The sequence below is a fragment of the Nonomuraea sp. NPDC049637 genome, from assembly GCF_040675235.1.
In the GTDB taxonomy this organism is placed as follows: domain Bacteria; phylum Actinomycetota; class Actinomycetes; order Streptosporangiales; family Streptosporangiaceae; genus Nonomuraea.
In genome coordinates this window covers 16,844-34,688 of record NZ_JBFAOM010000010.1, presented here as the reverse complement: position 1 = coordinate 34,688, position 17,845 = coordinate 16,844, and the positions used below count along the sequence as shown (strand labels likewise).

17 protein-coding genes are annotated in these 17,845 nt (G+C 71.0%); 8 read left to right on the top strand and 9 right to left on the bottom strand.

The window, feature by feature from the left end:
* Positions 1 to 7 precede the first annotated feature (7 nt).
* Complete coding sequence (locus AB0J71_RS16090; protein ID WP_364414685.1) at positions 8 to 2,251, top strand: hypothetical protein; 2,244 nt, start codon at positions 8 to 10, stop codon at positions 2,249 to 2,251.
* Between the two features lie 51 nt (positions 2,252 to 2,302).
* On the opposite strand, the gene AB0J71_RS16085 is transcribed toward AB0J71_RS16090, so the two are convergent.
* From AB0J71_RS16085 to AB0J71_RS16070, 4 genes are all read right to left on the bottom strand, one after another.
* Positions 2,303 to 3,181, bottom strand: a complete 879-nt coding sequence (locus AB0J71_RS16085) for a CAP domain-containing protein (protein WP_364414683.1) — start codon at positions 3,179 to 3,181, stop codon at positions 2,303 to 2,305.
* A gap of 166 nt (positions 3,182 to 3,347) precedes the next feature.
* Positions 3,348 to 4,028: a DUF6879 family protein gene (locus AB0J71_RS16080; protein ID WP_352327353.1), complete on the bottom strand. Its 681-nt coding sequence runs from the start codon at positions 4,026 to 4,028 to the stop codon at positions 3,348 to 3,350.
* 93 nt (positions 4,029 to 4,121) lie between these two features.
* Positions 4,122 to 4,607 (bottom strand): DUF1707 domain-containing protein, encoded by a 486-nt coding sequence (locus tag AB0J71_RS16075; RefSeq protein ID WP_364414681.1) that lies wholly within the window; start codon positions 4,605 to 4,607, stop codon positions 4,122 to 4,124.
* Positions 4,608 to 4,662: 55 nt separating this feature from the next.
* Positions 4,663 to 5,397, bottom strand: a complete 735-nt coding sequence (locus tag AB0J71_RS16070; protein WP_352327355.1) for a PadR family transcriptional regulator — start codon at positions 5,395 to 5,397, stop codon at positions 4,663 to 4,665.
* Between the two features lie 311 nt (positions 5,398 to 5,708).
* On the opposite strand from AB0J71_RS16070, the gene AB0J71_RS16065 reads away from it, so the two are divergent.
* Together AB0J71_RS16065 and acnA are read left to right on the top strand one after the other, a co-directional pair.
* Positions 5,709 to 6,437 carry a metal-dependent hydrolase gene (locus AB0J71_RS16065; protein ID WP_358284688.1) on the top strand — a complete coding sequence of 243 codons (729 nt, stop codon included), beginning with the start codon at positions 5,709 to 5,711 and terminating at the stop codon, positions 6,435 to 6,437.
* Positions 6,438 to 6,582: 145 nt separating this feature from the next.
* A complete protein-coding gene (gene acnA, locus AB0J71_RS16060) occupies positions 6,583 to 9,312 on the top strand; it encodes an aconitate hydratase AcnA (RefSeq protein ID WP_364414679.1) in 2,730 nt (909 codons plus the stop codon).
* 153 nt (positions 9,313 to 9,465) lie between these two features.
* Here acnA and AB0J71_RS16055 read toward each other — a convergent pair whose 3' ends face one another.
* Together AB0J71_RS16055 and AB0J71_RS16050 are read right to left on the bottom strand one after the other, a co-directional pair.
* Complete coding sequence (locus AB0J71_RS16055; protein WP_352325919.1) at positions 9,466 to 10,260, bottom strand: ABC transporter permease; 795 nt, start codon at positions 10,258 to 10,260, stop codon at positions 9,466 to 9,468.
* 14 nt (positions 10,261 to 10,274) lie between these two features.
* Complete coding sequence (locus tag AB0J71_RS16050; RefSeq protein ID WP_364414677.1) at positions 10,275 to 11,189, bottom strand: ATP-binding cassette domain-containing protein; 915 nt, start codon at positions 11,187 to 11,189, stop codon at positions 10,275 to 10,277.
* A gap of 69 nt (positions 11,190 to 11,258) precedes the next feature.
* Between AB0J71_RS16050 and AB0J71_RS16045 the strand changes: the two genes are divergently transcribed.
* On the top strand, positions 11,259 to 11,939 hold the full coding sequence (locus tag AB0J71_RS16045) for a TetR/AcrR family transcriptional regulator C-terminal domain-containing protein (RefSeq protein ID WP_364414675.1): 681 nt from the start codon (positions 11,259 to 11,261) through the stop codon (positions 11,937 to 11,939).
* Here AB0J71_RS16045 and AB0J71_RS16040 read toward each other — a convergent pair.
* A complete protein-coding gene (locus AB0J71_RS16040; protein ID WP_364414673.1) occupies positions 11,876 to 12,586 on the bottom strand; it encodes a neutral zinc metallopeptidase in 711 nt (236 codons plus the stop codon). The genes AB0J71_RS16045 and AB0J71_RS16040 overlap by 64 nt on opposite strands.
* Before the next feature lie 126 nt (positions 12,587 to 12,712).
* Between AB0J71_RS16040 and AB0J71_RS16035 the strand changes: the two genes are divergently transcribed.
* Positions 12,713 to 13,438, top strand: coding sequence for a sulfite exporter TauE/SafE family protein (locus tag AB0J71_RS16035; RefSeq protein ID WP_352325913.1), 726 nt, complete (start codon positions 12,713 to 12,715; stop codon positions 13,436 to 13,438).
* Between the two features lie 21 nt (positions 13,439 to 13,459).
* On the opposite strand, the gene AB0J71_RS16030 is transcribed toward AB0J71_RS16035, so the two are convergent.
* Together AB0J71_RS16030 and AB0J71_RS16025 are read right to left on the bottom strand one after the other, a co-directional pair.
* Positions 13,460 to 13,999, bottom strand: a complete 540-nt coding sequence (locus AB0J71_RS16030; protein ID WP_364414671.1) for a DinB family protein — start codon at positions 13,997 to 13,999, stop codon at positions 13,460 to 13,462.
* Between the two features lie 98 nt (positions 14,000 to 14,097).
* On the bottom strand, positions 14,098 to 14,412 hold the full coding sequence (locus tag AB0J71_RS16025) for a hypothetical protein (protein ID WP_364414670.1): 315 nt from the start codon (positions 14,410 to 14,412) through the stop codon (positions 14,098 to 14,100).
* A gap of 228 nt (positions 14,413 to 14,640) precedes the next feature.
* Here AB0J71_RS16025 and AB0J71_RS16020 point away from each other — a divergent pair, with 228 nt between their 5' ends.
* The 3 genes from AB0J71_RS16020 to AB0J71_RS16010 are packed head-to-tail and all read left to right on the top strand — an operon-like array spanning position 14,641 to position 17,843.
* Positions 14,641 to 15,759 (top strand): substrate-binding domain-containing protein, encoded by a 1,119-nt coding sequence (locus tag AB0J71_RS16020; protein WP_352325910.1) that lies wholly within the window; start codon positions 14,641 to 14,643, stop codon positions 15,757 to 15,759.
* 60 nt (positions 15,760 to 15,819) lie between these two features.
* The gene (locus AB0J71_RS16015; RefSeq protein WP_352325909.1) at positions 15,820 to 16,584 is read left to right on the top strand and encodes an ATP-binding cassette domain-containing protein; all 765 of its coding nucleotides are present in this window, start codon (positions 15,820 to 15,822) and stop codon (positions 16,582 to 16,584) included.
* Positions 16,581 to 17,843 (top strand): ABC transporter permease, encoded by a 1,263-nt coding sequence (locus AB0J71_RS16010; RefSeq protein WP_352325907.1) that lies wholly within the window; start codon positions 16,581 to 16,583, stop codon positions 17,841 to 17,843. Before AB0J71_RS16015 ends, AB0J71_RS16010 begins: the two co-directional genes overlap by 4 nt.
* Positions 17,844 to 17,845: the final 2 nt, after the last annotated feature.

The following is a 17,845-nucleotide window of genomic DNA, read 5'->3' as shown; positions in this document are numbered from 1 at the left end:
CATGCCGATGTCACGCCGACTGATGGCGACCACCTTGGCGGGGCTGCTGGCGGCCGTGGGACTCACCACGGCCCCGGCCCAGGCCGCCGCCCCGGGACAGCCGTCCTGCGTCCCGGGGGACTGTTTCACCGTCAATGTCTCGCTCGACCGTGCCCCCGCCGTGGGGCAGAGCGCGAAGCTCACCGTCGAGGTGACCCCGAAGCAGGACATATCCGACGCGACCACGATCATCGAGCTGCCGGACACCCTGAAGTGGGCGACCCCGCCCGCCGGGCTCGACCGCGCCGCCGCGACGATCGGCCGCAGCCCGGTGGACCGGGCGACCCGGACCTGGCGGGCCCGCGCGGGCCGGACGGTCCGGTACGAGGGCGTCGTCACGGCGGTCAGGCCCGGGCCCGCCTCCGTACGCGTCCAGGCCCGCGACGGGCGTCCGGGGCCCTCGTCCGACGGGCTCGCCTACGTCACCGTGGGCGAGCGGTCGTCGGTGTTCGGCATGCCGCGCGAGGGCCGCGGGCGCCGTACGGACAGGACCGCGAGGGCGGTGGCGGCCTTCGACACGTGCGTGCAGGGGCGCGTCACCTACCTCAGGACGGACGGAACCATCGGCGGCGTGCCCATGGCCGAGGTGGACGCGTTCGACACCGACACGAACGGCCGGCAAAGCCTCGGCTGGGCCGAGACCGACGCCACCGGCGGCTACCAGCTGTGCTTCCCGGGCACCGAGGAGGACGGCACGGGCCAGGACGTCAACATCGAGGTCAGCCCGATCAGCAATTACTGGTCCGTGCGCTTCTCGGAGAAGTCCGGCGACGTCTACACCGACGCCGGTCCGGTCACTCAGGACGTCCCTCCCGGCACGTCGGCCACCGTCATCGACTACCGCAGCGCGGCCGGCGACCCGATGGAGGGGGCGTTCCGCCTGCACTCGGCCGCCTACGACACGTGGAAGGCCTACACCGGCTGGCTGAACGACCCGGCCGACGACTGCTGGAAGCCGGGCGAGGCGAACTGCCAGTCCGTGATGCTGATCTGGCGGCCGGACAAGGTCCTGCACACGTCGTACTACTGCTGGGGCGGCAACGGGAAGGAATGCCTGGACCGGTTCCAGATCAACCTGGACGCCTCGGAGCACCTGGAGAAGATGACCGTCCCCCACGAGCTGGGGCACTTCATCATGGACTACACCTACGGCGCCATGCCGTCGGTCGCCGGCGGGTGCGGAGAGCACTACATGAAGAGGCCGATGATCAGCCCGGTCTGCGCGTGGAAGGAAGGCTGGGCCGACTGGATCGCCGTCCAGACCTACGACGACACGCACTACCGGTGGCCCACGTCGGCGATCGACCTGGAGAGCCCGCGCTGGTTCAGCGAGGGCTGGCCGACCGGCGCGGAGGCGGTCAAGACCGAGGGCCGCGTCGCCGGCGTGCTCCTCGACCTGGCCGACTCCGGGACGCGCGACGAGAAGTACTGGGACATCGGCGGCATCGGTCCTGAGGGCGTCGTGGCCCATTTCAGGAAGCTGGCCGCCCAGGACCTCGCCCACTTCCTGACCGCGTTCGGCGCCCAGCACTACGACCTGACCGAAGGGGCGATGTTCCAGAACGCCATCAGCGCCGACTTCGTGGAGAACCTGACCGACCGGACCCCGGTGCGCCGGCCCGCCAACGTCCCGCTCCAGACCGCCTTCATGACCACCCCGGACAGGTGGCACGTGATCGCCGCCGTCACCGGACCGGACGGCGCGGACGTGGACCTGGCCACGACGCCCAACGCCGGCGGCGACGCCGTCAGGAGCGCCGACTGGACCGCCACCAGCGCGGACTTCGTCGCCGTGCAGCCCAGCCCCGCCACCCGCAACTGGTTCGTCAACTCGGTCAGCTCCGACGCCGACTACGAGGAGTACGCGATGGAGGTGACCGAGGCGCCCGCGGGCAACCTGGAGGCCGGGACGCCGCAGGAGTTCCCCATCGCCGCCGGCCGGCTGGCCGAGGTGCGCACGACGTGGATCGAGAAGGGCGTGCCCGCCACGCTCACGGTCGTGCCGCGCAACGGGCAGGACGTCGACCTGTTCGTGATGGCGCCCGACCCCGCCGTGTGGGGCCTGCCGCGTTCCGCCGCCCGCAAGTCCGCGAGCGGCGGCCCGAACAAGATGGAACGCCTGACCATCAGCGATCCGAAGGTGACCGGGCTGTACGCGGTCATCGTGGTCAGGAAGGCCGGCGACGGGAACGTCCTGCTGACCCGCGTCTGACCCGCGTCTGACCCGTGGGTGCCCCGCGCGGCGCGGGGCACCCGCCGAGGGCTACCTGGCCGCGAAGTCCTGCGTCCAGTGGACGGGGCCCTGGCCCTTCCTGGCCGCGCCCACGCCGATCACCGTGTACCGGCAGTTCATGATGTTGGCCCGGTGGCCCGAGCTGTTCATCCAGGAGTTCATCACGGCGGCCGGGGTGGCCTGGCCCTTGGCGATGTTCTCGGCGAAGGCGGTCCCGCCGGCGAAGCCGGCCGCCCTGATGCGGTCCATGAAGCTGCGGCCGTCCTGCGAGGTGTGGTCGAAGTAGCCCTTGGCGGCCATGTCGGCGGAGTGGCCGTACGCCGCGGCGCGCAGCTGGGCGTCGTGCTTGAGCGGGCGGCAGCCGCCCTTGGCGCGCTCGGCGTTGACCAGGCGCAGGACCTCGTTCTCCTCGGCGGTGCCCACCGTGCCGGCGGGGCCGGTCGCGGTCGGCTGGGGAGCCGGGGTGCCGGTGGCCGTCGGGGCGCCCGTCGGGGTGGGCTTGGGGGGCGCCGTGGGCGTCGGGGCCGGGGCGCAGGTCAGCCGGACCGCCCTGGACGTGGCGCCGCGGCCCCGGTGGTCGGTGGCGACCGCGTAGTAGACGCCGGGCGCGCAGGGGAGGGTGAGCGCGACGCTGCCGGACCGGGTGGCGCCGCTCTTGACGACGGGGTCGGCGCCCGGGACGGCGCGCTTGAGCCGCACGCGCAGCAGCGCGTCCGTACGGCAGCCCTGACGGGCGGCGGAGGAGACGATCTGAGCGGTGTCGTTGACGCGAGGCGTGGCCACGGTGACCCGGCAGCGGCCGGCGGCCTCGCCGCCGGCCGCGGCTGCCGTCGCGGCGTGCGCCGGGGTCGGCGTGCCGAGTGCAGCCAGGCTCACCAGGCCGGCGAGTACCCCTAGGGGTCTGCGCATGGGGGCTTCCTCCAGTTGCGATGGACGCTGGATCGCACCGCATTCTGGTAGGACCGCAACCCCCGTGTCACGAAATTTGCGAAATTCCCTTGATGTCCGGGTAAACCAAAGTGTCAGTAGATGCGTCGTGGCCCGTTCCAGCCGCGGGCCGGAATCCCGGGCGCGCTCAGACCCGGAACTCCTCCGTCCGGTGGGCGTACGGGGGCACCGCGGCCCGCATCTCGTCGGTGACCGACGGCGGCGGCAGCGGCACGATCTCCCGCCGGTGGAAGTCGCGCACGTCCTCGCCCTCGGCGAACAGCTGCCGGACCGCCCGCAGGCAGGGGCCGATCACGCCGGGATCGGTGATGCGGCGGCCGCCGCGGCCGCCGCCGTGCTCGTCGTAGAGGACCTCGTACATCAGGTCGGGGGAGAAGATCACCAGCTCGGGCACCGGTTCGAGGGCGGCCACGCGCGCCGCGGGCACCACCCGGCAGGGGGAGCCCGCCCTGGCCCGCATGTCCAGCAGGTGCATCTCCCATTGCAGATACGCGCTGACGGGGAACTCCACCACGCGCACCCGGCGCACCGGCATCCGGTGGCGGAAGTAGCCGGCCACCAGCGGCGCCATCTGCTCGGCCAGCGAGAGCGAGCCGGCCCAGTCGCCGTCCATCATGGCCCGCCAGCTCGCCACGTCCGGCTCGTAGAAGCTCTGGGCGCGCTCCAGCTTCCACAGCGGGACGACGCAGCCCGCGTGGTCGCGCTCGAAGGCCGCCAGGTAGCCGGGCGCGTCCAGGACGAGTGCGTCGGCGCCGCCCACCGCGGCGAACGGATTCGTGAGGGCCGCCACGGAACCCGGCTCGGTCATACGACGCCCCTTCGTTCGGTCAGATCCGCCCGCCAGATCATGAAATGTCAGTTGATTCTGGTCAAGGCCCAACGTCACGAAGGGACGCGAAGGTCACCCGCGGTAGTGAAAGCGGCGGTGCACCAGGTTGAACACGGTGGCCACCAGGAAGACCGCCAGCAGGATCTTGAAGAGGCCGAACCCGAAGACCAGCCCCAGCACCCCGAAGACGATCAGGAAGGGCAGCAGCGGGGCGGGACCGCGGTGGCCGCGCCAGTGACGGCGGGAATGGTCGTGCCACGGACGGCCGGCCTGCGCGTGGCGCATGGTCTGCATCTGGTGGCGGTGCGCCCTCATCGCCTGGCGCCAGGCGTCCCGGTCGAACTGGGGCATCTGCTGAGGGTGGGCGTAGGAGGGGGACGAGCCGGGCAGGTCGGCCGTCACCTGGGACAGGTCGCGGACCGTCTTGGCGGCCAGCGCCCGGTCGAGGCGTTCGTCGAGCTCTTCGTGGGTCAGGCGGCCCTGGGCGAAGTGCTCGCGCAGGGCCGCCATCGTCTGCTCGCGCTCGGCGTCGCCGATGCGGAGATCGTTGTGGTCCATGTCTGGTTCCTCGCTCTCCCCGAACCGGCCTGTCGCTGCGGAGCCGGTCACCTGGTTACTCCTCGCCCGGTTCGCCGTCGGCCAGGATCTGGTAGAGCTTGCGCCGGGTCTCAACCAGAGTCTTACGCGCTTCGCGGATTTGTGCGTCGTTTCCGGTCTGGAGAACCTGCATCATGGCGAATGCCGACTGTCGGGCGATGTGCCAGAGATCGGCGGTGTTGTCGTCGATGTCCGGACGCATCTCGTCCCAGGGGGCGCGGACCTCGTCGGTGTGCGCGTCGATGTAGGCGCGGCCCTCGTCGGTGAGGCGGAAGGTCTTGCGGCCCTCGTTCTCCTCGGCGATCACCAGGCCCTCGTCGGTGAGCTGCTGCAACGCCGGGTAGACGGCGCCGGGGCTGGGCTTCCAGCCGCCCTCGCTGCGCTCGGCGATCTCCTGGATGATCTGGTAGCCGTTGCGCGGCTCCTCGGCCAGCAGGGCCAGGATCGCGGCGCGGACGTCGCCCCGCTTGGCCTTACGGCCCCGGCCGCCGCCCCAGCCGTGGTGCCCGCCCCAGGGCCCGCCCTGGCCGAAGGGGCCGCCGCGGCCGAAGTCGAACGGGAACGGTCCGCCCGGCCCGCCGCGCCGGCCGCGTTGCCGGCGCTCGCCCGGCCCGCCGCCGCCCCGGTGATGGTGGTGATGGCCGCCCATCTGCTCGAAGGCGTCGGCGATGGCCCTCAGCTTCTCGCGGGCCGCGCGCAGGTTCTCCCGAGGGCCGAACCACTGGTCGCCCGCTGCGTGTGCGTAAGTCATGTTCTTACTCCCTATATCGCGATCTGTTCTCGATGCGTCAAAGATATATCGCTACTGTTTCGTTGGCAAGGCAGGGCGCAGAGTGAGCCAGATCACGAAAAAGTTGCGGAATTGGGGAACAGTCTTGGGATGTCCGCCGTTGAACAGAGCAGACGAGGTCGTTCCGCGTCGGCAGGGCTGGGGGGTGCTGTCGCCGCGGAGACGACCTCGTCTGCGTTTGCGGGTGTTTTCGGGCGGACCGTTCCAGCGTCAGCAGAACCTGGCGGCCGGGATCTCCGCGTAAAGCGGCTCTTTGCAATACAGTCCCGATCATGATGGGGCACACGCACGCGATGACCGGGGCGATCGCGTGGCTGGCGCTGGCGCCGCCGCTCGCCGCACTGCCGCTGCTGAACGAGAGCTCCCGGTTCATCGAGACCGGCATCATGGCCGGCGCGCTCGGCCCGGCCGAGCTGATCGCCGGCGCCCTGGTCTGCGCGGGGGCGGCCATGCTGCCCGACCTCGACCATCCCAGCGCGACCATCGCCCAGACCTTCGGCCCGGTCACCTGGCTGCTCAGCAAGTTCGTGTCCTGGATCAGCGGCGGCCACCGCGGCATGACGCACTCGCTGGCCTTCGCGGCGGCGCTCGGGTTCGGCGTCCACTGGCTGGTCAACTCCTATCCGATCGCCCGTGACATCACGGTCGTGCTGATGATCGGGCTGGCCCTGCGGGCGATCGGCATCGGCATCCCGGGCAACAAGGCCGGGTCGATCATGATCAACATCGGCATGACGGCCGGGCTCTACGCCGTGTTCCTCTCGCTGAACGTCGGCTACGCCTGGCTCGGGCTGGCCGTGGGGGTCGGCTGCCTGATCCACGTCGTCGGCGACTGCATGACGGAACGGGGCTGCCCGGTGCTGTGGCCGCTCGGCGCCAAGTTCGTGCTGCCGTGGAAGATCGGCATCAAGACCGGCAAGAAGTTCGAGCAGAAGATCCTCGCGCCGATCCTCTCCGTCGCCATCATCGGCCTGCTCTTCTGGCGGCTCGCCCCGCTTTAACTTGATGTCGAGATACCGTAGTAATATCTTGACGTCGAGACATCCGCCGCGAGCCCCGCAGGTTAGGTTCACCTAACGTACGTGTCGTTCCGTGGGTGCGGCAGGATTCAACTGAGCAATTGTCTGATGGAGGAGGCGAATCACCGTGTCCGCGAACAGCTTCGGCAGCCGTGACACGCTACGCGTCGGCGACGCGTCGTACGAGATTTTCCGGCTTGACGCCGTCGAGGGCGCCGCACGCCTCCCGTACAGCCTGAAGATCCTGCTGGAGAACCTCCTCCGCACCGAGGACGGCGCCAACATCACCGCCGACCACATCCGGGCGCTCGGCGGCTGGGACCCGGCCGCGACGCCCAGCGTGGAGATCCAGTTCACCCCGGCCCGCGTCATCATGCAGGACTTCACCGGCGTCCCCTGCGTGGTCGACCTGGCCACCATGCGCGAGGCCGTGCGCGACCTGGGCGGCGACGCCGCCAGGATCAACCCGCTGGCGCCCGCCGAGATGGTCATCGACCACTCCGTCATCGTCGACTACTTCGGCCACCCCGACGCCTTCCAGCGCAACGTCGAGCGCGAGTACGAGCGCAACCGCGAGCGCTACCAGTTCCTGCGCTGGGGCCAGACGGCCTTCGACGAGTTCAAGGTCGTGCCGCCCGGCACCGGCATCGTCCACCAGGTCAACATCGAGCACCTGGCCCGCGTCGTCATGATCCGCGACGGCAAGGCCTACCCCGACACCTGCGTCGGCACCGACTCCCACACCACGATGGAGAACGGCATCGGCGTGCTCGGTTGGGGCGTCGGCGGCATCGAGGCCGAGGCCGCCATGCTCGGCCAGCCGATCTCCATGCTGATCCCGCGCGTGGTCGGCTTCAAGCTCAGCGGCAAGCTGCCCGCCGGCGCCACCGCCACCGACCTGGTCCTGACGATCACCGAGATCCTGCGCAAGCACGGCGTGGTCGGCAAGTTCGTCGAGTTCTACGGCGAGGGCGTCTCCTCCGTACCGCTGGCCGACCGGGCCACGATCGGCAACATGAGCCCCGAGTTCGGCTCCACCTGCGCCATCTTCCCGATCGACGGCCAGACCGTCGAATACCTGCGCCTGACCGGCCGCTCCGAGGAGCAGGTCGCGCTGGTCGAGGCGTACGCCAAGGCCCAGGGCCTCTGGCTCGACCCGCAGGGCCCCGAGCCGGTCTTCTCCGAGTACATCGAGCTCGACCTCGGCACGGTCGTCCCGTCGATCGCCGGCCCCAAGCGTCCTCAGGACCGCATCGAGCTGTCGGCGGCCAAGGACGCCTGGCGCCGCGACGTCCAGAACTACGTGGCCGACGGCGTCGACGAGGAGGGCGAGGAGTCCTTCCCGGCCTCCGACGCGCCCGCCTCCAACGCCCGCGCCGACGGCGGCCGGCCGCACAAGCCGGTCCCGGTCACGCTGGCCGACGGCACGTCGTTCGAGATCGACCACGGCATCGTGTCGATCGCCGCGATCACCTCGTGCACCAACACCTCCAACCCGTACGTCATGCTCGGCGCGGCGCTGCTGGCCCGCAACGCCGTCGAGAAGGGCCTGACCCGCAAGCCGTGGGTCAAGACCTCGCTGGCCCCGGGTTCGCAGGTCGTCACCGGCTACTTCGAGCGCTCCGGGCTGCAGCCGTACCTCGACAAGATCGGCTTCAACCTGGTCGGCTACGGCTGCACCACCTGCATCGGCAACTCGGGCCCGCTGCCCACCGAGATCTCCGACGCCATCCAGGCCAACGACCTCGCGGTCACCGCGGTCCTGTCCGGCAACCGGAACTTCGAGGGTCGCATCAACCCCGACGTCAAGATGAACTACCTGGCCTCGCCGCCGCTCGTGGTGGCGTACGCGCTGGCCGGCACGATGGACATCGACCTCGACAACGAGCCGCTCGGCCTCGGCTCCGACGGGCAGCCGGTGTTCCTGCGCGACGTCTGGCCCGCGCCGGAGGAGATCGCCTCGGTGGTCCACTCCTCGATCGGCCGCGACATGTTCGAGCGCGACTACGCCGACGTGTTCAAGGGCGACGACCACTGGCGGTCGCTGCCGATCCCGACCGGCGACACCTTCGAGTGGGACCCGTCCTCCACGTACGTGCGCAAGGCGCCCTACTTCGAGGGCATGCCGGAGAAGCCGGAGCCGGTGACCGACATCTCGGGCGCCCGGGTGCTGGTCAAGGTCGGCGACTCGGTCACCACCGACCACATCTCCCCGGCCGGCTCGATCAAGGTCGGCACCCCCGCGGCCCAGTACCTCCAGGCCAACGGCGTCGAGGTGCGCGACTTCAACTCCTACGGCTCGCGGCGCGGCAACCACGAGGTGATGATCCGCGGCACGTTCGCCAACATCCGCCTGCGCAACCAGATCGCGCCGGGCACCGAGGGCGGCTACACCCGCGACTTCACCCAGCCCGACGGCCCGGTGTCGTTCATCTACGACGCCTCGGTCAACTACGCCGAGGCCGGCACGCCGCTGGTGGTGCTGGCGGGCAAGGAGTACGGCTCGGGCTCCTCGCGCGACTGGGCGGCCAAGGGCACCGCGCTGCTCGGCGTGCGCGCCGTGATCGCCGAGTCCTACGAGCGCATCCACCGCTCCAACCTGATCGGCATGGGCGTGCTCCCGCTGCAGTTCCCCGAGGGCGCCACGGCGGCCTCGCTCGGGCTGACCGGCGAGGAGACGTTCGACATCACCGGCGTCGAGGCGCTCAACGGCGGCGGCATCCCGTCCACCGTGCACGTCAAGGCCGGCGACGTCGAGTTCGACGCGGTCGTCCGCATCGACACGCCCGGCGAGGCCGACTACTACCGGCACGGCGGCATCATGCAGTACGTCCTGCGCTCGCTGCTGGCCAAGTAGGACTTCCCGCGCCCGCGCCCGGTCAAGAGCCGGACGCGGGCCGGGGACGGGGCGCGGATCCTCACGCGCCCGCATCGGGGGTTTCACCCGACCCGTGAGAGCCGCCCGGCGGAACACCCTCCGCCGGGCGGCTCTCCGCCGTTCAGCGGGGTCTCACCGGCTGGACGTGCGGTAACGGTGGGTCGCCAGCGGGGCGAAGACGGCGATGAGCGCCACCGACCACAGCAGGCTCGCCGCGACCGGATGTTGCAGCGGCCAGACCGACCCCGCCGAGGTGGGGTTGCCGAACAGGCGGCGGGCGGCGGCCACGGTCGCGCTCATCGGGTTCCAGTCGGCGACCGGCCGCAGCCAGGCGGGCAGGCCCTCGGTCGGCACGAACGTGTTGGCCAGGAAGGTCATCGGGAACAGCCAGCCGAACGTGGCCGCGTCGGCCTGCGTGCCGCTGCGCACGTACAGGCCGATGCAGGTGCCCACCCAGATCATCGCCAGGCCGAACAGCGCCAGCAGCCCGAACGCCGCCGCCGTCTCGCCCGGGGAGCCGTGCGCACGCCAGCCGGCCAGCAGCACGGCCGCCGCGACCATGGCGGCCAGCGACATCAGGTGCATCGACAGGTCGGCCACGCTGCGCCCGATGAGCACGGCGCTGCGGGCGATGGGCTGCGCGCGGAACCTGTCGATGATCCCGCGTTCCATGTCCTCGGCCACCGCCGTGGCGGCCGCGGTCGCCGTCATGGCCATGACCTGCATGAAGATGCCCGGCATCAGGAAGCTGCGGTAGTCGCCGCCGCCGGGCAGCGTGATCGCGCTGCCGAAGACGTACCCGAACAGCACGGTCATGATGATGGGGAACACCAGGAACCCGGCGATCTCCCCGGGTTGGGCCTTCCAGCGCGAGTACGTGCGGCCCGCGATGGTCAGGGAGTCGGTGACGGTCCAGCGCAGGTTCATGCTCGTGGCTCCTGTCATGCGGTCAGGTGGAGGAAGACCTCGTCGAGCGTCGGACGGCGCAGCGCCAGGTCCTCGACGGCGATCCCGGCCACGTCGAGCGCGCGGGCGACGCGGACCAGCGACTGGGCGCCGTCGGGCGCCGGCAGGGTCACCCGGGTCCCGCCCGGCTCGCAGGCGAGGTCGGACGCGGTCCCGAGCGTGCGGAGGGCCGCGGCCGCGTCGCCGGGGTCGTGGAAGACGATCTGCACGCGGTCGCCGCCGACCTGCTTCTTGAGCGCGCCGGGGGAGCCCGCCGCCGCGACCCGCCCCTCGCGCAGCACCACGACCTGGTCCGCCAGGTGGTCGGCCTCGTCGAGGTACTGGGTGGTGAGCAGCAGCGTGGTGCCCTCGCGGACCAGGTCGCGCAGCGCGTCCCAGAGCTCGCGGCGGCTGCGCGGGTCGAGCCCCGCGGTCGGCTCGTCCATGAACAACACGGGCGGCGCGACGATCAGGCTCGCGGCCAGGTCGAGCCGCCGCCGCATGCCGCCCGAGTACGTCCTGACCAGCCGCCGCCCGGCCGCGGCCAGCCCGAACCGCTCCAGCAGCTCATCGGCCCTGCTCCTGGCCCGCGCCCTGGGCAGGTGGTAGAGGCGGCCGAACAGCTCCAGATTGCGCCGGCCGGTCAGCAGCTCGTCCACGGCGGCGTGCTGGCCGGCCAGGCCGATGCGGAAGCGCAGCCGGGCCGCGTCGCGCACCACGTCGAGCCCCGCGACCTCGGCCCGGCCGCCGCCCGGTTGGAGCAGGGTGGCCAGGATGCGCACGGTCGTCGTCTTGCCTGCTCCGTTGGGGCCGAGCAGCCCGCACACCGTGCCGGCCGGGACGTCGAGGTCGATGCCCCTGAGCGCCTCCGTGGCCGCGTACCGCTTCCGCAAACCCTCCGCGTGGATCATCGCGAGGCTCCTTAACGGCGTTAAATCCAACGCTTCGAGGATGCATTGAACGTTGTTAAGCTGTCAACCGTGGCACTTGAGAAGGGCACCATCGTGGCCGCGGCGCTGCGGCTGCTGCAGGAGACCGGGCTCGACGGGCTCACGCTGCGGCGGCTCGCGGGCGAGCTGGGCGTCCAGGCGCCCGCGCTCTACTGGCACTTCAAGAACAAGCAGGAGCTTCTCGACGCGATGGCCGAGGCGATGACCGCCGCCCACATGGCCCGCCCCGCGCTCACCGAGCCCGCCGCCTGGCGCGAGTGGATGAGGGACCATGCCCACCGCGACCGGGCGATGCTCAACTCCTACCGCGACGGCGCCCGGCTGGTGGCCGGCACCCGGCCGTCACCGGTGCTGTTCGAGGTGGTGGAGCGGTCGGTGGCGGCCCTGGAGTCGGCCGGGTTCGCGGTGGGCGACGCCGTCCGCGGGCTGTTCGCGATGAGCGTGTACGTCGCCGGGTTCGTGCTGGAGGAGCAGGCCGACCGGACCCGCCCGGACGCCGGCGGCGCCATGCCCGACATGGCCGCCTTCCAGCGGGCCCACCCCCGGCTGACCGCGGGGCTGGCGGAGGTGGGCGACCCGCAGGGGGAACGCTCCTTCGAGGACGGGCTGCGGCTCATCCTCGACGGCATGCAGGGCCGCCTCGACCGTCAGGAGACCCGGGGGGCGGGGGCCGACCAGGTGTCGCAGGCCGCCGGCGAGACCGCCCGGTAGCCGCGCTCCAGCCAGCGCACGCGGTTGGCCCCGGTGCCGTGGGTGTGCTCCTCGCCCTCGTCGCCGGCGGCCCTGGTGGCGTCGAGCAGCGCCGTCCAGTCCTGCCGGGTACGGCTCAGCGACGGCCACACACTGCCCAGGAACGCGCCGGCCAGGCAGTCGGCCTGGAGCTCGTAGCGCCGGCTCTGCGTGCCCTTGCGCACGCCGAGGAGGCTCTGCACGTGGTGGCCGTACTCGTGGGCGGCGACCTTGAACGGGTAGAGGTCGGTGCGGTCCTCGATCCAGCCGCCGGTCAGCGGGAGGACGAGGGTGTCGCGGCCGATGCAGTAGAAGGCCGCCGCGTGCGCGGGCCAGGCGAGCCCGCACACCTCGCGCACCGGCTCGTCGTAGTAGCGGACGACGGGCTTGCGGAACGTCCGGCCGGTGCGCTTGAAATAGGCGGACCACGACCTGTCCAGGCATTTCATGATCGCTGTGAGGTATTCGCGGCTCCGGGGGATCCCGCCTGAGCTCATCGGCGTCTCGGGGCACGCCGACCGGCCGAGCCTCGGCGCCGCGGCGGCCTCCGCGGGCCCGGCCTGGAGGACGACCGCCAGCACCGACAGGGCGACGAGGACGACGAGGGCACGCGGGGCGGGGGAGTGCACGGTGAGCAGCATAAGGCTTCACCGAGAGCCTTCCCGCCGTCCAGCCCGGCTCCGTGGGGCGCGTCCGTTCGGTGGGTGGGCTGTCCAGCGGGGGTGACTCCGCGTGAGGGTGGTTGACTTTCGCGCGTGAGCGATGCGGGATTGGTGCTGCTTGTCGGAAGTGTGGCGGTTTTTCTGGGGGCGGTCGTTCAGGGAAGCGTGGGGTTCGGGCTGGGGCTGGTGGCCGCGCCCGTGCTGACGATGCTCGACCACAGCCTGATGCCCGGTGCGATCCAGGTGGTCAACATGACGCTGCCGCTGTTCACCCTGGCCGCCGAGTGGCGCCGGGTGGACTGGCGGGGGCTGGGGTTCGCGCTGCTGGGCCGGGTCCCCGGCAGCGCCGTCGGCGCCGTCATCGTCGTGTACGTCTCCGTCCAGGCGCTGGGGGTGCTGGTCGGGGTGATGGTGCTGCTGGCGGTCGGGCTCACCGCGCGTACGGTCAGCGTCGTGCGCAACGGCGCGACGATCACCGGCGCCGGCTTCGCGTCCGGGGTCACCGGCACCGCCACGGGCATCGGCGGCCCGCCTCTGGCGCTGGTGTACCAGAATGCCAAGGGGCCGCAGATCCGGGCCACCCTGGCGATGTTCTTCTTCCTCAGCGCCGCGCAGTCGATCGGCATCCTGGCGTTCGTCGGCCACCTGCCCGGCCGCGCGCTGGCCACGGGCGCGATCCTGATCGTGCCGATGATCCTGGGCTTCCTGGCGTCGCGGCCGCTGCGGCGCCACCTGGACGGCGGCAAGGTGCGCACGGCCGTCCTGGTCGTGGCCACCGCGTCGGCGCTGGCCCTGATCGCGCAGAGCCTGCTCACCTGACCCGCCGGGCTACTCGCCGGGCTACTCGCCGGTCTGCCCGTCGACGGACTCGCGGATGAGGTCGGCGTGACCGTTGTGCCGGGCGTACTCCTCGATCATGTGGACGAGGATCCAGCGCAGGTGGGGGCGGCGGCCGTCCGGCCAGGGGCGCTGGGCGGGCTGGTCGAGCCCGCCGGAGGCCAGCGCCTCGGCGGTCAGGGCGCGCGAGCGGGCCACCGCGTCCCGCCAGAGTGCGCGCAGCTCGTCGGGGGAGTCGTGGGCGGCGGAGTGCCAGTCCCAGTCGGGGTCGGCCGTCCAGTCGACGGTGTCCCAGGGGGCGTGCGGGGCGTTCCCGTGCAGACGGCGGGAGAACCAGTGGTCCTCGACGTAGGCCAGGTGCTTGAGCATGCCGCCGAGCGTCAGCGAGGACGCGCCGGTGGTGGCGTCGAGGCCCGCCGCGTCGAGGCCGGAGCACTTCCACTCCAGGGTGGCCCGCAGGAAGTCGAGGAAGCCCAGAAGGGTCTCGACCTCGTCGCCCAGGAGGGGCGGTTCCGGGCGTCCCTGCTCGTCCAGTTCGGTCATGGTCGGGCAGTCTAACGGCAGGGCGATTCCCGCCCCTTCCGTATGCTCGCGCCGCTGAGCGAGCGGCCACCGCGGGCCGCTCGCGGTACGGCGATCGCTTAGGCGACGGAGAAGCTCCCCGACCCGGCCGGGACGTGGCTGCCGAAACCCGGCTGGATCGTGACGGACGGCCCGAGACAGAACGGGTCGCCGTGGACGCGCACGGGCCGGTCGGTCTGGTTGCTCAGCACGTGCGCGGCGAGGGGCAGCCTGGTGCAGCCGCTGGGGTCGTCGTAGATCTCCAGGGGCACGAGCTCGGCCTGGAAGACGACGACCTGGCCGGTCGCCGCCAGGGCGGGCGCGGGCGCGAGGAGCGGGACGGTCGCGCAGGCGAGGGCCAGGGTCAACGCGGCCAGACGGGCACGGTTGCGCATGGTCGGGTCCTTTCGTTTCGGGGGCCCCTCCATCCTCACGAGCCTCAACAGTCACAATAAGTAGCCAAGCGGTTACTCTGCATTACCAGGCTGTGGGTCCGTGTTTCTGGATTGTTACCGGAAACAACAAACTGCCGGACGGAAGGGTCTTCCAAAGCAGGCCGTGGCGGAATACGTTGCCGCAAACAACATTCATCCGGGCCCCTCCGGAAGAAAGGACCCTGCATCATGCGCAAGGGGATCCTCAGCCTGACCGCCGCGGCGGCGACGCTCGCCCTCGGTCTCACCGCCTGCGGGGGCGAAAGCGGTCAGACCGGCACCACCTCGACCTCCTCCGCCTCGGCGACGCAGCCCGCGAAGGCCGGCAAGATCGGCGTCATCCTCCCGGACAGCAAGTCGTCGGCGCGCTGGGAGACGGCGGACCGCAAGTACCTGGAAGAGGCGTTCAAGGCCGCCGGCGTCCAGTACGACATCCAGAACGCCCAGAACGACAAGACGGCGTTCCAGACCATCGCCGACCAGATGATCACCAACGGGGCCACCGTCCTGATGATCGTCAACCTGGACAGCGGCAGCGGCAAGGCCGTGATCGAGAAGGCCAAGTCGCAGGGCGTGGCCACCATCGACTACGACCGCCTGACGCTGGGCGGCGGCGCCGCCTACTACGTCAGCTTCGACAACACCAAGGTCGGCACGCTCCAGGGCGAGGGCCTGAGCAAGTGCCTGGCCGACAAGAAGGCCGACAAGCCCATCGTCGCCTACCTGAACGGCTCGCCGACCGACAACAACGCGACCCTGTTCAAGAACGGCTACGACGGCGTGCTCAAGCCCAAGTTCGACTCCGGCGAGTACGTCAAGGGCCCCGACCAGGCCGTGCCCGACTGGGACAACACCCAGGCCGGGACGATCTTCGAGCAGATGCTCACCCAGCAGCCGAAGATCGCCGGCGTGCTGGCCGCCAACGACGGCCTCGGCAACGCCGCCATCACCGTGCTGAAGAAGCAGAACCTCAACGGCAAGGTGCCGGTCACCGGCCAGGACGCCACGGTCCAGGGCCTGCAGAACATCCTGGCGGGCGACCAGTGCATGACGGTCTACAAGGCGGTCAAGAAGGAGGCCGACGCCGGGGCCAAGCTCGCCGTCGCGCTGGCCAAGGGCGAGAAGCCCACGGCGAGCGCCAGCGTCAAGGACCCCGAGACCAGCCAGGACGTGCCCTCCGAGCTGCTGGAGCCGCAGGCCATCACCTTCGACAACGTCAAGGACGTCGTGGCCGACGGTTACGTCACCAAGGAGGAGCTCTGCACCGCCGACTTCGCCAAGAAGTGCACTGAGGCCGGAATTCAATAGCATGGACGGGCGCGGCCGGGTGCCACCGGCGCGAGGCCGCGCCCCTCTTTAGGGAGCCCCATGACCCCCCTCCTCGAAGTGCGCGGGATCGACAAGAGTTTCGGTCCGGTGAAGGTGCTGCACGAGGTCGAGTTCTCCGCCTACCCCGGCGAGGTCACGGCGCTGGTCGGCGACAACGGCGCCGGCAAGTCGACGCTGGTCAAGTGCATCGGCGGCATCTACCCCATCGATTCCGGCCAGATCCTCTTCGACGGCCGCCAGGTCACCGTCCACACCCCCCGGGACGCGGGCGAGCTCGGCATCGAGATCGTCTACCAGGACCTGGCGCTCTGCGACAACCTCGACATCGTCCAGAACATGTTCCTCGGCAGGGAACGCAAGAACGGCTTCCTGCTCGACGAGGACAGCATGGAGGAACTGGCCGAGAAGACGCTCAGCAGCCTGTCCGTGCGCACGGTGAAGTCCATCAGGCAGCAGGTCTCCAGCCTGTCCGGCGGGCAGCGGCAGACCGTCGCGATCGCCAAGGCCGTGTTGTGGAACAGCAAGGTCGTCATCCTCGACGAGCCCACCGCGGCCCTCGGCGTGGCCCAGACGGCGCAGGTGCTCGAACTCGTGCGCAGGCTGGCCGACACGGGCCTCGCGGTCGTCCTCATCTCGCACAACATGAACGACGTGTTCGCCGTCTCCGACCGGATCGCGGCGCTCTACCTCGGCAGGATGGCCGCCCAGGTCAAGACCGCCGACGTGACGCACGCCCAGGTCGTCGAACTGATCACCTCGGGTCGCAGCGGCGAACTCGGCCTCAAGAACGGGGTCACCCCATGAGCAAGGTCAAGGAACTCCCGGGCGAGGCCATCGTCGTCGCCGCGCAGTCCCCGTCGATCGCGCACAGCGTGCGGGCGTACTGGGAGCGCGTCCGGGGCGGCGACATGGGCGCACTGCCCGCCGTGCTCGGCCTCGTCGTGCTCTGCACGGTCTTCGCCCTGGCCCGGCCCGCCTTCGTCACCTCGATCAACTTCGCCAACCTGTTCACCCAGGGCGCGAACGTCACGCTCATCGCCATGGGCCTGGTCTTCGTGCTGCTGCTGGGCGAGATCGACCTGTCGGCCGGCTTCGCCAGCGGCGTCTGCGCGGCGGTGCTCGCCGTCACGCTGGCCACCTTCGGCCTGCCCTGGTACGTCTGCGTGCTGGCCGCCATCGCCACCGGCGTGCTCATCGGGATCGTGCTCGGCACGCTGGTGGCCAAGGTCGGCATACCGTCGTTCGTGGTCACGCTGGCCGCCTTCCTGGCCTTCCAGGGCCTGGTGCTGGTGCTGGTCAACGAGGGCACGAACATCTCCGTCCGGGACAGCGTGATCGTCGCCGTCGCCAACAAGAACCTGCCGCCGCTGCTCGGCTGGATCCTGTACGCGGTGTGCGTGGCCGGTTTCGCGGCCGTGCAGCTCCTGCGGGCCAGGAACCGGTCGGCGCGCGGCCTGGTCGCCGACCCGCTGTCGCTCATCGCGGCCCGTGTGGGCGCCCTGGCGCTGCTCGGCGGGCTCGCGGTCTACGTGCTCAACCTGGAGCGCAGCCGCAACCCCGCGCTGGTCTCGCTCACCGGGGTGCCGATCGTGGTGCCGGTGATCGTCGTGCTGTTGGTCGTGTGGACGCTGGTGCTGCGGCGCACGGCGTTCGGCCGGCACCTGTACGCGGTCGGCGGCAACACCGAGGCCGCGCGGCGGGCGGGCATCCCGGTCGACCGCATCAAGATCGCGGCGTTCGTGATCTGCTCCGCGATGGCGGCGGTCGGCGGGATCGTGGCCGCCTCCAGGGCCAGCTCGGTCGACCCGAACACGGGCGGCAGCTCGGTGCTGCTGTACGCGGTCGGCGCGGCCGTCATCGGCGGCACCAGCCTGTTCGGCGGCAAGGGGCGGGTGCTCGACGCGGTGCTCGGCGGCGCCGTGGTGGCCGTGATCGAGAACGGCATGGGCCTGATGGGCTACGGTGCGAGCGTCAAGTACCTGGTCACCGGGTGCGTGCTGCTGCTCGCCGCAGGCGTCGACGCCCTGGCGCGCAAGCGGGCGGCTGCTGCTGGTCTAAGGTGATC